The sequence below is a fragment of the Bradyrhizobium erythrophlei genome, assembly GCF_900129425.1.
Taxonomy (GTDB): domain Bacteria; phylum Pseudomonadota; class Alphaproteobacteria; order Rhizobiales; family Xanthobacteraceae; genus Bradyrhizobium; species Bradyrhizobium erythrophlei_C.
The window spans coordinates 7,485,545-7,500,903 of record NZ_LT670817.1 but is presented as its reverse complement, the minus strand read 5'-3'; the positions used below and the strand labels follow the sequence as shown (position 1 = coordinate 7,500,903).

Below are 15,359 nucleotides of genomic sequence, written 5' to 3'. Positions count from 1 at the left end.
GATATTCCTGCCGCCGTGTCTTCCTGCAATCCCAGGGCCCCGTGGAGCGGACATGAAGCGCGCCTATATGGACCGTTTCATCGACACGATCGAATGGATCGCGGCCGGATTTGTCGGCCTCGTCGCCGCCAACATCTTTGTCGCGGTGCTCCTGCGCAATATCTTCAATTATTCGATCCCGGATTCCTTCGATATCGGGCGCATGATGCTAGGCATCCTGATCTTCTGGGGCATCGCCGCCACCAGCTATCGCGGCACCCACATCACCGTCGATCTGGTCTGGGCCAATGTCGGTCCGAAATACCAGCGCATGATCGACGTGTTTGCGACGCTGGTGCTGCTGTTCGTGGTGACGGTGCAGACCTGGACTTTGTTCGACAAGGTCCGCGGCACCTATAACGACAATGTTCTCACCTTCGACATGCATATGCCGACCTGGCCGTTTTTCGCGGTCGCGTGGGCCGGCGACGTCTCCGCGGTGCTCTTGATCGCGATCCGCACCTACCGCCTGATTTTTGATCCGGATTTGATGCACGACCCCAAGGTCAAGGGCACGGAATAGAATGAGCACCGACGCCGTCGCTGTCCTCGGATTCATCGCGCTGTTTGCGCTGATGCTGCTGCGTGTGCCGGTGGGCATGGCGATGGGCCTCGTCGGCGTCTCCGGCTTCGGTTATCTGGTCGGCTTTTCGCCGGCGCTCAAACTGGTCGGCCAGACCTCGATGCGCACGGTCACCGACTATACCTTCGGCGTGATTCCGATGTTCCTGCTGATGGGGACCTTCGTCAGCAATTCCGGCATGAGCCGCGAACTGTTTCGTGCCGCCAACGGCTTCGTCGGGCATCTGCGCGGCGGGCTGGGCATTGCCACCGTCGCCGCCTGCGGCGGCTTTGCCGCGATCTGCGGCTCGTCGGTGGCGACCGCCGCGACGTTTTCGGCGGTGGCCTATCCGGAAATGCGCCGCTTCGGCTATCCGCAATCCTTCGCCACCGGCGTGATCGCCGCCGGCGGGACGCTGGGCGCGATGCTGCCGCCATCCACGGTGCTGGCGGTGTACGGCATTATCACCGAGCAGGACATCGGCAAGCTGTTCATGGCCGGCATCATTCCCGGCATTCTCGCCATGACCATGTACATGATCACGATCACGCTGATCGGTTATTTCCGGCCGGGCTTCCTGCCGAAAGGCCAGTACACCACGTGGCGCGAGCGGTTCGCCGGGCTCAAGGATATCTGGGCGCCGGTGCTGCTGTTCGTGTTCGTCATTGGCGGACTTTACGGCCTGCCGTTCCTGCCGCGCTTCACCCCGACCGAAGCCGGCGGCGTCGGCGCGAGCGGCGCGTTCCTGATCGGTGTGGTCACCGGACGGCTGGACAAGGAAAAGATCCTGGCCTCGCTGCTGCAGGCGACCCGCACCGCCGCCGCCGTGTTCACGGTGCTGATCGGCGCCTTGATCTTCGGATATTTCCTCACGGTGACGCAGACCCCGCAAAAGGTGACGGAATTTCTCACCGGCCTCGGCCTCGGCAGCTACGGCGTGCTCGCCCTCATCATGCTGATGTATCTGGTGCTCGGCTGCCTGATGGACGCGATGGCCATGATCATCCTGACGGTGCCGATCGTCTTTCCGGTGATCTCCCATCTCGGCTTCGACCCGATCTGGTTCGGCGTGATCATCGTGATGACGGTGGAACTGGGCTTGATTCATCCGCCGGTCGGAATGAATGTCTTCGTCATCAAAAGCGTCGTCAAGGACGTGTCGTTTGCCACGATCTTCAAGGGCGTGATCCCGTTCGTGGTGACCGATCTCATTCGCCTGGTGATCCTGATCGCATTTCCGCTGCTGGCGACCTGGCTGCCGCAGCACATGCTGAGATAGAGCCTTTGCCCATGACGCCGCAGCTTGCGACCAGATATGTCTTCACCATCACCGCCCATATCGGCGCCGTGACGTCGGCCGGCGACGTCGGCTTTGGCGTGCGCCGGATCATTCCGATTACCGGTGGCGACGTCCGCGGCGAGAACCTGAATGGCAAGGTGTGCCCGTTCGGCGCGGACTTTCAGATCATCCGGCCTAACGAGCTGATCGAGCTCGAAGCCAAATATGCGATCGAGACCGACGACGGCGCGGTGATCTACGTCGAGAACAAGGGCCTTCGCTTCGGCCCGATCGAACTATTGCTGCAGCTCAAGCGCGGCGAGCCGGTCGATCCCAGGCTGATCTATTTCCGCACCGTGCCGAAATTCGAAACCGGTGCGGAAAAATACCGCTGGCTGATGGAAAGCCTGTTCATCGGATCGGCCGCCCGCCACGCCGACCGCGTCGTCGTCGACGTGCACCAGGTGCTGTGATTCTTTCTTACCCTCCCCTGGAGGGGTCGAGACGAGCGAAGCTCGCTCTCTGGGTCGACGCGCGTGTAACGCGCGGCGGGGTGGGGTGACGGTCTCTCCCCGCGAACAGTGCGCGAGGGGAGAAACTGTCACCCCCACCCCGTCTCGCATCTTGCTTCGCGCGATGCCGAGCCGACCCTCCCCCTCCAGGGGAGGGTAAGAAACCGAGCCCGCTCAGATACCTCGCTTATTGACTCCCCCTGAATTCGTTATAAAACATAACTATTCTGATCAGGACATAATGATCCCATGGGAAACGCCGAACCCGCCGCGACCACCGGTCAACCCGCGCTGCTCAAGATCGAGCAAATTGGCTCGGTGCTGACCGTCGGCCTCAACCGCCCGGCCAAGCGCAACGCGCTCAACGACGGCATTATTCTGGCGATCCAGGATTGCTTCTCGGATATCCCCGACGGCATAGGCGCCGTGGTGATTCACGGCATCGGCGATCATTTTTCTTCCGGGCTCGACCTCTCCGAACTGACCGAGCACGACGCCACCGACGGGCTGCGGCATTCGCAGATGTGGCACCGGGTGTTCGACCGCATTCAATATAGCCGTGTGCCGGTGATCGCCGCGCTCAAGGGCGCGGTAATCGGCGGCGGGCTGGAACTCGCCTGTGCGGCGCATATTCGCGTCGCCGAGCCGAGCGCGTATTTCGCGCTGCCCGAGGGCCAGCGCGGTATCTTCGTCGGCGGCGGCGGATCGGTGCGGTTGCCGCGCCTGATCGGCGTTAGCAGGATGACCGATATGATGCTGACGGGGCGGGTCTATTCCGCGACCGAGGGGGCGTCCTACGGTTTTGCGCAATACCTCACCGAGGAAGGCCACGCGTTCGCAAAGGCGATGGAACTCGCCGCCAAGGTCGCGAACAATGCGCCGCTGACGAATTTCGCGGTGCTGCAGGCGCTGCCGATGATCGCGGAGGCCAATCCGCAAACCGGCCTTTTGATGGAATCGCTGATGGCAACGGTGGCGCAGAGCGACAAGGAAGCCAAACTGCGGATCCGCGCGTTCCTCGATCGCAAGACCGCCAAGGTGAAGCCCGCCTGACATGAGCGCAAAACCCGACATATCGGTCCCGACAGCAGGCAGCGGCGCGCCGTTGCGTCCAATTTCGTTCGGCGATCCTGCCGTCATCATCGATCGTCGCGACGACGGCACCGTTTATCTCCGGCCGAAAGTTGCGCTCGGCGACTATCCGGTTCGTCTCACCGATCGTCTGCACCATTGGGCGAGCGTTGAACCGCATCGCATCTTCATGGCGGAGCGCGATAAAAGCGGTGGCTGGCGGCAGATCACCTACGCGCAATTGCTGACCTCGAGCCGGCGCATTGCCTCGGGCCTGCTCGCGCGCGGTCTAACGGCCGAGCGGCCGGTGGTTATTCTCTCCGGCAATTCGATCGACCACGCCTTGATGGCGTTCGGCGCGCTCTATGCGGGGATTCCGTTCTGCCCGGTGTCGCCGGCCTATTCGCTGGTGTCAAAGGATTACGGCAAGCTTCGCTATCTGATGGGCCTGCTCACTCCGGGGCTGGTATTCGCCGACGATGCCGCCAAATTCGCCGATGCACTCGCCGCCAATGTGTCCGGTGAAACCGAGATCGTCGTCTCGCGGGACGCGGTGCCCGGCCGCCAGGTGACGATGCTTGCCGATTTGCTGGCCACGCCGGAGCATCCCGGCCTCGATGCGGCGCATGACGCGATCGGCCCGGATACCATCGCCAAATTCCTGCTCACCTCGGGCTCGACCGGCAATCCCAAGGCCGTCATCAACACCCAGCGCATGATCTCTGCCAATCAGGTGATGATCCGCGAAACCTTGTCGTTCCTGAAGGACGAGCCGCCCGTCATCGTCGACTGGCTGCCGTGGAATCACACCTTTGGCGGCAATCACAATATAGGGCTGACGCTGTTTAACGGTGGCTCGATGTATCTCGATGCGGGCAAGCCGATGCCCGGCGGCATCGAGGAGAGCGTGCGCAATCTCCGCGAGATTTCGCCGACGGTCTATTTCAACGTGCCGAAGGGCTATGAATCGCTGCTGCCTCACTTGCGTGACGACACGGCGTTGCGCGCGAAATTCTTCCATCGGCTGCATGCCATGTTCTTCTCGGGTGCTGCGCTGTCGCCCTATGTCTGGAACAGCCTCGACGAACTTTCGGTACTGGAAACCGGCTATCGCGTGCCCATGCTCACCGGCCTCGGCGCCACCGAAACCGCGCCGTTCTTCATGTCGGTCAATCCGCTCACCAGCCGCTCCGGCCATGTCGGGCTTCCCGTCTCCGGCAACGATGCCAAGCTCGTCCCCAATAACGGCAAGCTGGAGGTCCGTGCCAAAGGGCCGAACGTCACGCCGGGCTATTGGCGTCAGCCGGAACTGACGGCAAAAGCGTTCGACGAGGAAGGCTTCTACAAATTCGGCGACGCGCTCAAGCCCGTCGATGCCGACGATCTACACGCCGGCTTCGATTTCGACGGCCGCATCGCCGAGGATTTCAAGCTCGCCAGCGGCACCTGGGTCAGCGTCGGTCCGTTGCGCGCGCGATTTATCGCAGGCCACGCGCCGCTGGTGCGCGACGTGGTGATAGCAGGCATCAACCGCGACGAGGTATCGGCCATCGTGATTCTCGATCTCGACGGCTGCCGCCTGATCAATCCGGCGCTTCCGCCCGATGACCTCGCGGCCGCGGCGGCCGATCGCCTGGTTCGTGATGCGTTTCGCGAGCGCTTTACAAGATTTCTGGCGACCTCGACGGGATCGTCGACACGGATCACGCGCGCGATCCTGCTCGACAGTCCGCTGTCGATCGACCGCGGCGAAGTCACCGACAAGGGCTCGATCAATCAGCGCGCGGTGCTGGATCATCGCAGCGGCGCCATCGACGAGCTTTATTCGCCGACACCGGGCGCCCACGTGATAATGCTTTAGCCGACGCCGAAATTAGTTCGCCAGGGAGGATACCATGCAGTTGAAGGATCAGGCCGCCATCGTCACCGGGGGTGCATCGGGATTGGGCGCCGCGACCGCGCGCCGGTTGGCCGCCCAGGGCGCCAAAGTTGCCGTGTGCGACCTCAATGCCAAGCTTGCTGAAACCGTGGCCGCCGAAATTGGCGGTGTCGCGGTTGTCTGCGATGTGTCGGATGCCGCGTCCGCCGAAGCCGCCGTCGTCGCGGCGTCCAAGGCCCATGGCCCGGCGCGGGTACTGATCAATTGCGCCGGGATCGGCGTCGCCAAGCGGGTGATCGGCCGCGACGGTCCGATGCCGCTGGCCGATTTCGAGAAGGTGATCAAAGTCAATCTGATCGGATCCTTCAACATGCTGCGGCTGGCGACCACGGAAATGTCGAAGCTGGAGCCGCTGTCGAGCGGCGAGCGCGGCGTCGTGATCTCGACCGCCTCGGTCGCCGCCTATGACGGCCAGATCGGACAATCGGCCTATTCGGCCTCGAAGGGCGGCATCGTCGCGATGACGCTGCCGATCGCGCGCGAACTGGCGCAGTTCGGCATTCGCGTGCTGACCATCGCACCAGGATTGTTCCTGACCCCGCTATTGGCCAATTTGCCGCAGGAGGCGCAGGACAGCCTCGCGGCTGCGATCCCGTTCCCGCGCCGGCTCGGGCATGCCGACGAGTTCGCCTCGCTGGCGATGCACATGATCGACAATCCCTATCTGAACGGCGAAGTCGTGCGGCTCGACGCCTCGCTGCGCATGGCGCCGCGCTAACTTCGACGCGCGATGATGAAAACGCAGCATGCAGCGAACTCGGCATTACCTCTCCCATCGGGAGAGGTCGGTCCGCGCAGCGGACCGGGTGAGGGGTTACGGTCTACAATGTGCACCGTAACCCCTCACCCCAACCCTCTCCCGATGGGAGAGGGGGCTCACTGTCGTTGCCGCTCTATCGGGGCTCGGTGAAGCCATGTTCGTCCACCGCCGGGATGTCCAGATCCAGTGGGGCGACTGCGACCCCGCCAACATCGTCTATTACCCGCGCTACTTCGAGATGTTCGACGATTCGACATCGATCTTGTTCGAGGCCGCCGGCTTCTCCAAGCAGGACATCGTCAGGCGCTATGGCCTGGTCGGCATCCCGATGGTGGACACGCGGGCGAAATTCTATATCGCCTCGACCCATGGCGACTGGATCACCATCGAGAGCCGGGTCGAAAGCTTCAAGCGTTCGAGTTTCGAGGTGACCCACAGGGTGTTCAAGGGCGAGGCGCTGGCGATCGAGGCGTTCGAGACCCGCGTGCTGGTCGGCCGCCACCCCGACGATCCCGCACGGCTGAAATCGGCGCCCATGCCGGAGGAGATCATTGCCCGGTTCATGCGGGGCTAAATCGGTAAATAGCATGACCTGATGAGCTACATCGCCTAAAGAAGGGGCTGAATTGCCTATCGAATTCGATTTAGACCAACAATAACACCCACGGGAGGAATGAATGAAAAGGTTCTTACTGTCCGCCGCCGTCATCGCGGCGTCGGTTGCGCTGCCGGGATTGCCGGCGATGGCGCAAACCAATGAAATCACCATCGGCATCTCGATCTCCACCACCGGCCCCGCCGCGGCGCTCGGCATTCCCGAGCGCAACGCGCTGGAATTCGTGCCGAAGGAGATCGGCGGCGTGCCGCTCAAGGTGATCGTGCTGGACGACGGCGGCGATCCGACCAACGCCACGACAAATGCGCGGCGCTTCGTCACGGAGTCCAAGGCAGACATCATCATGGGCTCCTCGACCACGCCGCCGACCATCGCGGTGTCCAACGTCGCCAACGAGGCCGGCATTCCTCATCTCGGTCTGTCGCCGTTTCCGATCACGCCGGAGCGGACCAAGTGGTCGGTCGATATGCCGCAGCCGGTGCCGATCATGGGCAAGGTGCTGTACGAGCACATGAAGGCGCACAACATCAAGACCGTCGGCTACATCGGCTACTCCGATTCCTACGGCGATCTCTGGTTCAACGACCTGAAAAAACAGGGCGAACCGATGGGCTTGCAGGTGGTCGACGAGGAGCGCTTCGCGCGGCCGGATACGTCGGTCGCGGGTCAGGTGCTGAAGCTGGTCGCCGCCAATCCGGACGCGATCCTGGTGGGCGCCTCCGGCACCGCGGCAGCGTTGCCGCAGACGGCGCTGCGTGAACGCGGTTACAAGGGCCTGATCTATCAGACCCATGGCGCCGCCAGCATGGACTTCATCCGCATCGCAGGTCCCGCGGCCGAGGGCGTCATCATGGCGTCGGGTCCGGTGATGGATCCCGAGGATCAGCCCGACAGCGCGCTGACCAAAAAGCCGGGACTGGCGCTGGACAAGGCCTATGAGGCCAAATACGGCCCCAACAGCCGCAGCCAGTTCGCCGGGCATTCCTACGATGCGTTTCTGGTTCTCCAACGCGTCGTCCCGGTTGCGCTGAAGACGGCAAAGCCCGGCACGCCGGAATTCCGCGAAGCGATTCGCCAGGCCTTCATGACCGAACACGACATCGCCGCGAGCCAGGGCGTCTACAATTTCACCGAAAAGGATCGCTCCGGCCTCGACGACCGCTCACGCATGCTCCTGACGGTGAAGGACGGAAAATACGTTCCGGCGAAGTGAGGGGAGTGAGGTTCGATCTCTCATCCGTCATGGCCGGGCTTGTCCCGGCCATCCACGTCTTCGCTGTCTCCAGAAAAAAGCAAGACGTGGATGCCCGCGACAAGCGCGGGCATGACGTCGGGGTATTTCCCTAAATCGCGCTCTCACCCTCGTGCACGAAGCCGAGATAGCTCGCGGCGACGCGCGCGTTGCTGGCGATATCTTTCGCCGGGCCGTTCAGGATGAATTCGCCGAGCTCCATCACATAGGCGCGGTCGGCGATTTGCAGTGCCGCCTGCGCGTTCTGTTCGACCAGCAGCACCGACACGCCGCTCGCGCGGAGCTCGCCGATGGTCCTGAAGATATCGGCGACGATGATCGGCGCGAGGCCAAGGCTCGGCTCGTCCAGCATCAACAGTTTCGGCGCGCCCATCAACGCGCGGCCCATCGCCAGCATCTGCTGCTCGCCGCCCGACAACGTCCCGGCCAGTTGCTTGCGCCGCTCCTTCAGCCGCGGAAACAGCGTGTAGACGCGCTCGAAGGCGACGGCCGCGGCCGCTTTCGCGATCCGGAACGCGCCGAGCTGCAGATTGTCTTCGACGTTCATGGTGGTGAAGAGTTCGCGATGCTCCGGCACCAGGCTGAGGCCCGCGGCCACCCGGTCCTCGATCTCGAGCGGCGCCATGTCCTCGCCGGCAAAGACGACGCGGCCCTTCAGCGGCAGAATCCCCATGATCGCATTCAACAGCGTGGTCTTGCCGGCGCCATTGGCGCCGATGATGGTGACGATCTCGTTGCCGCCGACATCGAGCGACACCGCGCGGACCGCCTCGACCTTGCCGTAGGCAACATGGGCATCGGAGACCGACAACAGCGCGCTCATGCCGCCGCTCCGAGATAGGCCTTGATCACATCGGGATTGGTCTTGATCGCTTGCGGCGTGCCCTCGGCGATCTTGGTGCCGAAGTCGAGCACCACGATGCGGTCGGCCAGATCCATCACGAATCCCATGTCGTGCTCCACCAGCAGCACCGACATGCCGCCGTCGCGCAACTGGCGCAGCAGGCCGGCGAGCCGTTGCTTTTCCATATGGCGCAATCCGGCCGCCGGCTCGTCGAGCAGCAGCAGCATCGGGTCGACGCACAGCGCGCGCGCGATCTCGACGATGCGCTGCTGGCCGAGCGACAGGCTGCCGGCAAGCTCATCGATCTGGTCGGCGAGGCCGACGCGCTCGATCTGGCGCGCCGCTTCCGCCAGCAGTTTCGCTTCATCCGACCGGTCGAGCCGGAACATGCTGGAAATGGCGCCGGCATGGCCGCGCAGATGCGCGCCGATCGCGACGTTTTCCAGCACGGTCATGTCAGGCACCAGTTTGACATGCTGGAACGTTCTGGAGACGCCGAGCCTGGCGATCTCCTGCGGCGGCGCGTTGTTGATTTTTTTGCCGAGCACGGAAATGGTGCCGCCCGACGACGTCAGCACGCCGGTGATCAGGTTGAAGGTCGTGCTCTTGCCGGCGCCGTTGGGCCCGATCAGGCCCACGATCTCGCGCGCCTGGACGCCGAAAGAGACGTTGTTGACCGCGATCACCCCGCCGAACTGCTTGCGCGCGCTGTCGATCTGCAGCAGCACGGCGGGAGTGGCTGCCGGTCTGACGCGCGCGGGCAACGCAAGCGATGTGTCGGGCCGCTTGCGGCCTGGCCTGAACGGCAATCGCGCCACCAGCCAGGGCCAGACGCCGGTCGGCGCCAGTTGCAATAGCACCACCAGCAGGATGCCGAACACGATGGTCTCGAGCTGGCCTTCGCCGTGAAACAGATACGGCAGATAGCTCTGCAGGATTTCCTTCAGGATCACGACGATGGCGGCGCCGAGCACGCCGCCCCAGACGTAACCGGCGCCGCCGACCACCGCGATGAAGAGATATTCGATGCCGGCCTGCGCGCCGAATGGGGTCGGATTGACCGCGCGCTCGAAATGCGCGTAGAGCCAGCCGGACAGTCCGGCCAGCACCGCGGCATAGATGAAAACCAGAAGTTTTGCGCGCGGCGTCTGCACGCCAAAGGCCTCGGCGGCGATGTGTCCGCGCCGCAGCGCGCGGATCGCGCGGCCGGTGCGCGAATCCAGCAGGTTCATGGTGAGCAGCGCCGAGACGAGCACCGCGATCCAGATCGCGAAATAGATCGTGCCGGGGTCGATCATCCTGATGCCGCCGATCTCGAGCGGCGGGATGCCGGAGATGCCGTCATTGCGGCCGAGGAATTCGAGCTTGCTGAATAGATAGAACAGGCCGATGCCCCAGGCGATGGTGCCGAGCGGCAGGTAGTGCCCCGACAGCCGCACCGTGACGAGGCCGAGCACGACAGCGGCGGCGCCGCTGACCATGAGCGAGGCCGGCAGCGTCAGCCAAGGCGACAGGCCGTAGGCCGTCGTCAGTACCGCCGTGGTATAGGCGCCGAAGCCGCAGAACGCCGCCTGGCCGAACGAGGTGAGGCCGCCGACGCCGGTCAGCAGCACGAGCCCCATCGCCACCAGTGCCGACAGGCCGATATTGTCCAGCAGCACGATCCAGAACGGCGGCATCCCCGGAATGAACGGAATCGCCGCCATGATGATCGCGAAGATGATGATCGGCAGCCGCTGCGCCATCGCGATCAATCCTTCTCTTCCTCGACCGCGGGCGCCGCCAGCGACCGCAGCACGAGCACGGGGAGGATCAGGAAGAACACGATAACTTCCTTGAAATTGCTGGCATAGAACGAGGAAAACGCCTCGACCGTGCCGACCAGCAGCGCCGCCAGCGCGGTGAGCGGATAGCTCACGAGACCGCCGATGATGGCGGCAACAAAGCCTTTCAGGCCGATCAGGAAGCCGGTGTCGTAATACAGCGTCGTGATCGGCACGATCAGGATGCCCGAGATCGCCCCGATCAGGGAGGCCAGCAGGAAGGCGATCTGTCCGGACAGCGTGGTCCTGATGCCGACCAGCCGCGCGCCCAGCCGATTGACCGCGGTGGCGCGCAGCGCCTTGCCATACAGCGTGAAGCCGAACAACAGCCATAGTCCGGCAATGAGCGCGATGGTGATGGCGTAGACGGCGATGCTCTGGCCGGTAAAGCGGAGCGCGCCTACGGTGAAGGCTGCATCCGATACGGTCGGACCGCGCTGGCCTTCGGCGCCGAAGAAGACCAGGCCGAAACCCTGCATCGCGAGATGGCAGCCCACCGAGGCGATCAGCAGCACCAGCACCGAGGTGTGCGCGATCGGCTGAAACGCGATGCGATAAAGAAACAGTCCGATCGCCGCGACGATCAACAGCGACAGCGCGATATTGATCGCGATCGGGCTGTGCTGGCCGGCGCGCCAGAACGTCAGCGCGAAGATCGCCGCCGGCAGCACGACATCGACCGCGAAGGCGCGGCCGACCCGCCGCCAATGCAGCGCCCTGCGGGCAACGAACAGGTCGAGGCCGAACGCCACGATACCCATCGCCACCGCCAGCCGCGCGGTGCCCGGCATCTGGCCTGCGGACAGCGAGGCATAGGTCAGCGCACCGTAGGTGACGAATTCCCCTTGCGGAATCAGGATCACACGGGTGACGGCGAACACCAGCACCAGCGCCAGGCCCAGCAACGCATAGATCGCGCCATTGGTAATGCCGTCCTGTACCAGGAACAGCATAATCGTCGTGTTCAAGACCGGGCGCTCCCCCTCAGGCGTCTGGCCGTTCGCGACCTCCGGGTGCCGCGCGACCGTCCGATAACGGCAGTTGAAAAATCCCGCCGGTATTTGATATGGTGGATAACAATTATCAAATATAATCTCAAGGCCGCCTTGTTCCGGGCGACCGCTTTCAGCCTACCGGGATTGCGAGCATCGAGCGATGACTGTTTCCAAGACCGCCCTGGCCGATGCCGCCAAGGCGACCCGCCCCGCCCGCAAGGAGACCGACGCAGCGACGGAGAGCACCGCGCTGCAGATGGGCGAATTGTCGGAATTGCTGGGTTATTCGCTGAAGCGCGCGCAGCTGAAAATCTTCGAGGATTTCCTGCGCTGCGTCGCACCCCTGCAGCTGACCCCGGCGCAGTTCTCGGTTCTGCTGCTGCTCGACAGGAATCCCGGACGCAACCAGACCGAAATCGCCACCACGCTCGGCATCCTCCGGCCCAATTTCGTGGCGATGCTCGACAATCTGGAGAGCCGCGATCTATGCGCGCGGATGCGTTCGACCAACGATCGCCGCTCCCACATTTTGGTCCTGACCGACAAGGGCCGCGCCGTGCTGGCGCGCGCCAAGAAGCTGGTCGCCGTCAAGCACGAGGCGCGCCTCAATGAATTGCTCGGCCCCGCCAACCGCGCCGCGCTGCTGGCGATGCTGGCGACGATTGCACGGGAGTTTTGAGCGGCTTCGTCATTCCGGGGCGCGAAGCGAACCCGGAATCTCGAGATTCCGGGTTCGTCGCTTCGCGCCGCCCCGGAATGACGGCGGTTGTTTATGCGTCTTCCCCATCCACCAGGATCACCCTGACATCGTTGACGTTGGTCAGCGTCGGCCCGGTCAGCGCGAGATCGCCGGTCGCCTCGAAAAAGGTCGTGGCGTCGTTGTTGTCGAGATAGGCTGACGGGTCGAGGCCCAGTGAGGCCATCTTTGCAAAGGTGGTTTGATCGATCATCGCCCCGGCGGGATCGGTCGCGCTGCCGGCGCCGCCGTCGGCGCCGTCGGTATCCGCCGCCAATGCCGAAATGCCCGGCGTGTCCTTAAGAAGCGCGGCCAGCGCCAGCGCATATTCCTGGTTGGGGCCGCCGCGCCCGTTGCCGCGCACGGTGACGGTGAGTTCGCCGCCCGACAGGATCGCCACGCGCTGGCCCTTCGCGCGCGCCTGCAGCGCCAGCTGGGCGTGGTCGGCAGCGACGCTCCGGGCCTCGCCTTCGAGGTCGGCGCCGAGATCGACGATGGCGTAGCCCGCGTCGCGAGCCACCCTGATCGCGGCGTCGAGCGAGGCCTTCGGCCGCGCGATCAGTTCGAATTGTGCGCGGGCGAAAGCGGGATCGCCGGGCTTGCAGCTCTCGTTGCCGGGCTCGTCGAGCGCGCGGCGGATGGCGTCGTCGACCGCAAAGCCATATTTCGCAACGATGGCGCGCGCGTCGGCAAGCGTGGTCGGATCCGGCACCGTCGGTCCCGAGGCGATCGCGGAAGCGTCGTCATGCGGGACGTCCGATATCGCCAGCGTCACGACCTCGGCGCGCTGGCCCGCGCGCGCGAGCCGGCCGCCCTTGATCCGCGACAAATGTTTTCGAACGGTGTTGACCTCGCCGATCGGCGCGCCCGAGCGCAACAGCGCCCGCGTCAGCTGTTGCTTCTGCGCGAACGAAACGCCTTGCGCCGGCGCGATCCAGTTGGCGGAGCCGCCGCCCGACAGCAGCACCAGCAGCAGGTCGTCGGCCTCGGCGGTCCCAGCGAGATGCAGGCTTTGCTCGGCCCCCTTCAATCCGGCCTCGTCGGGAACGGGATGACCGGCTTCGATCACCTTGATCCGCCGCGTCGGCACGCCATGGCCGTGGCGGGTGGTCGCGATGCCCGATAGCCGCGATGGTTCCATTTCGAGCGCATCAAGGTAATGCCGCTCCGCCGCCGCGGCCATCGCGGCCGCGGCCTTGCCGGCGGCAAGGCAGATCACCCGGCCTTTCGGCACCGGGCGCAGATGCGCCGCGAGCACGACGTCGGGATGCGCGGCGGCGACGGCGGCGTCGAAGATCGCACGCAAGAGAGGGCGTCTGTCGGTCATGGCTTCACGAAATTTGCGATGGAAACATGGGACGCCGGTTATCCATCCGTTTCCGGCAAAAGAAAACCCCCGCAGCTGCTGCGGGGGCCTTGTGTGGGGGCGGGTGAGGCGTCAGCCCCCGACATCGGCGCTGATGACGTCGCCGAACAGGTTCCACCGCTCGCCCTTGAACCGCATCAGCTGAAGCTGGCTGATCGGGGCGAAATCATCCGGGCCGGTGTTGATCTTGATGCCGGGCAGCATGACTTCGGTGCGGAAGTCCTGCAGGTTTGCCGCCTGCTTCATGATGTTTTCGCGCGTGAGGTTGTCGCCGCACTGTTTCAACACCTGAACCAGCGTCTGCGAGACGCCGTAACCGACCACGGTGCTCTGGTCGAGCTTGTCGCCTTCCGGAAAGTCCTTTGCCAGGAACGCATAGAATTCCTTCATGCCGGGATCGTTATCCCACTGCGGATCGGAAGCGTCCTTCAGATAGGCAGCCGAAATGATGTCCTGTGCATTCTGGAAGCCGGCCGGCTTGATCACGCTGCCGACCGACGCCGAAACGTTGTTGAGGAAGTGCAGCGGCTTCCACTCGATCTCGGCGACCTTCTTGATCGCCTGGGCTGCGAATTTCGGGGTCGCGATATCGACGAACACGTCGGCGCCGCTCGATTTGAGCTTGACGATGTGGCTGTCGATGGTGGGCTCCGTGGTCTCGAAGCTTTCCTCGGCGACGATCATCGAGGCCGCCTTGGCGCCGAGGCCGTCCTTCAGGCCTTTCAGATAATCCTTGCCGTAGTCGTCGTTCTGGTACAGCACCGCGATCTTGGCGTCGGGCTTGTTCTTCAGCAGGTACTTCGCATAGATCTGGGTTTCGCTCTGGTAGTTGGGCTGCCATCCCATGGTCCACGGGAATTCCTTGGGGTCGTTCCATTTGGTGGCGCCGGTGGCGACGAACAGTTGCGGCACCTTCTTCGCATTCATGTATTTGTGGATCGCCGAATTCGACGGCGTTCCCAGCGCATTGAAAATGAACAGCACTTCGTCGCTCTCGACCAGCTTGCGGGCCTGCTCGACGGCCTTCGGCGGGCTGTAGGCGTCGTCATAGCTGATGAAGTTGATCTTGCGGCCGTTGATGCCGCCGGCAGCGTTGATCTTCTTGAAATAGGCGGCCTCGGTCCGGCCGATCGTGCCGTAGGCGGAAGCGGGGCCGCTGTAGGGCATGATATTGCCGATCTTGATCTCGGTGTCGGTGGCACCGGTGTCGTATTTTTTCTGGGCGAGCGCGCCGCTGCTGGTTGCGGCGAGTACCGCGAGGGCAGCCGAAAAAGCTCCCACGCGCAATTGCATAGCAGGCATTTTGATCTCCCTGATCTCTGTGAATGCGTCAATATTTTTGGAATGGGAGCACTTGCCGGCTCCTGGAGCGCATTAAATACCCTCCAAAGAGGCCCATCAAGAAAAAGCCCCTGCGGCAAAGGCGCAGGGGCTGCTTCTTTAGTAGTCAGCAGGACCGACGAGCTGGCGGTTCGGCGACGGATCAGGGCAGCGCTTCCCGGCGCTTGGATCGGTCAATGATATCCATCAAGAAAAGCCCCTGCGACGAAGTCGCAGGGGCGTCA

At 63.8% G+C, this 15,359-nt stretch carries 14 protein-coding genes; 9 read left to right on the top strand and 5 right to left on the bottom strand.

From position 1 onward, the window contains the following. Window positions 1-52 precede the first annotated feature (52 nt). The 8 genes from B5527_RS35680 (at window position 53) to B5527_RS35645 (ending at window position 7,991) form a co-directional block, all read left to right on the top strand. Window positions 53-562 carry a TRAP transporter small permease gene (locus B5527_RS35680; RefSeq protein WP_079605676.1) on the top strand — a complete coding sequence of 170 codons (510 nt, stop codon included), beginning with the start codon at window positions 53-55 and terminating at the stop codon, window positions 560-562. Window position 563: 1 nt separating this feature from the next. Beyond that, a complete protein-coding gene (locus B5527_RS35675) occupies window positions 564-1,880 on the top strand; it encodes a TRAP transporter large permease (RefSeq protein ID WP_079605675.1) in 1,317 nt (438 codons plus the stop codon). Window positions 1,881-1,891: 11 nt separating this feature from the next. Then, complete coding sequence (locus B5527_RS35670) at window positions 1,892-2,353, top strand: DUF3237 domain-containing protein (RefSeq protein WP_079605674.1); 462 nt, start codon at window positions 1,892-1,894, stop codon at window positions 2,351-2,353. Between the two features lie 288 nt (window positions 2,354-2,641). Next, the gene (locus tag B5527_RS35665; protein WP_079605673.1) at window positions 2,642-3,445 is read left to right on the top strand and encodes a crotonase/enoyl-CoA hydratase family protein; all 804 of its coding nucleotides are present in this window, start codon (window positions 2,642-2,644) and stop codon (window positions 3,443-3,445) included. A gap of 1 nt (window position 3,446) precedes the next feature. Then, window positions 3,447-5,324, top strand: a complete 1,878-nt coding sequence (locus B5527_RS35660; RefSeq protein WP_079605672.1) for a feruloyl-CoA synthase — start codon at window positions 3,447-3,449, stop codon at window positions 5,322-5,324. Between the two features lie 34 nt (window positions 5,325-5,358). Then, complete coding sequence (locus B5527_RS35655) at window positions 5,359-6,120, top strand: SDR family NAD(P)-dependent oxidoreductase (RefSeq protein ID WP_079605671.1); 762 nt, start codon at window positions 5,359-5,361, stop codon at window positions 6,118-6,120. Window positions 6,121-6,316: 196 nt separating this feature from the next. Continuing rightward, window positions 6,317-6,736, top strand: coding sequence for an acyl-CoA thioesterase (locus B5527_RS35650; protein ID WP_079605670.1), 420 nt, complete (start codon window positions 6,317-6,319; stop codon window positions 6,734-6,736). Window positions 6,737-6,839: 103 nt separating this feature from the next. Continuing rightward, the gene (locus B5527_RS35645; protein WP_079605669.1) at window positions 6,840-7,991 is read left to right on the top strand and encodes an ABC transporter substrate-binding protein; all 1,152 of its coding nucleotides are present in this window, start codon (window positions 6,840-6,842) and stop codon (window positions 7,989-7,991) included. A 130-nt stretch (window positions 7,992-8,121) separates the two neighbouring features. Here the strand turns inward: B5527_RS35645 and B5527_RS35640 are convergent, their stop codons facing one another. From B5527_RS35640 to B5527_RS35630, 3 genes are read right to left on the bottom strand one after another with little or no spacing between them, the layout of a single operon-like run. Further along, a complete protein-coding gene (locus B5527_RS35640; protein ID WP_079605668.1) occupies window positions 8,122-8,853 on the bottom strand; it encodes an ABC transporter ATP-binding protein in 732 nt (243 codons plus the stop codon). Next, the gene (locus B5527_RS35635; RefSeq protein ID WP_079605667.1) at window positions 8,850-10,619 is read right to left on the bottom strand and encodes an ABC transporter permease subunit; all 1,770 of its coding nucleotides are present in this window, start codon (window positions 10,617-10,619) and stop codon (window positions 8,850-8,852) included. The genes B5527_RS35640 and B5527_RS35635 overlap by 4 nt, the downstream gene beginning before the upstream one ends. Before the next feature lie 5 nt (window positions 10,620-10,624). Beyond that, a complete protein-coding gene (locus B5527_RS35630; protein WP_079605666.1) occupies window positions 10,625-11,665 on the bottom strand; it encodes a branched-chain amino acid ABC transporter permease in 1,041 nt (346 codons plus the stop codon). 187 nt (window positions 11,666-11,852) lie between these two features. Here B5527_RS35630 and B5527_RS35625 point away from each other — a divergent pair, with 187 nt between their 5' ends. After that, window positions 11,853-12,371 carry a MarR family winged helix-turn-helix transcriptional regulator gene (locus B5527_RS35625; RefSeq protein ID WP_079605665.1) on the top strand — a complete coding sequence of 173 codons (519 nt, stop codon included), beginning with the start codon at window positions 11,853-11,855 and terminating at the stop codon, window positions 12,369-12,371. Between the two features lie 91 nt (window positions 12,372-12,462). Here B5527_RS35625 and B5527_RS35620 read toward each other — a convergent pair whose 3' ends face one another. Together B5527_RS35620 and B5527_RS35615 are read right to left on the bottom strand one after the other, a co-directional pair. Next, complete coding sequence (locus tag B5527_RS35620; RefSeq protein WP_079605664.1) at window positions 12,463-13,755, bottom strand: glycerate kinase type-2 family protein; 1,293 nt, start codon at window positions 13,753-13,755, stop codon at window positions 12,463-12,465. Between the two features lie 111 nt (window positions 13,756-13,866). Further along, window positions 13,867-15,096: an ABC transporter substrate-binding protein gene (locus tag B5527_RS35615; RefSeq protein WP_079605663.1), complete on the bottom strand. Its 1,230-nt coding sequence runs from the start codon at window positions 15,094-15,096 to the stop codon at window positions 13,867-13,869. Between the last annotated feature and the right edge of the window lie 263 nt (window positions 15,097-15,359).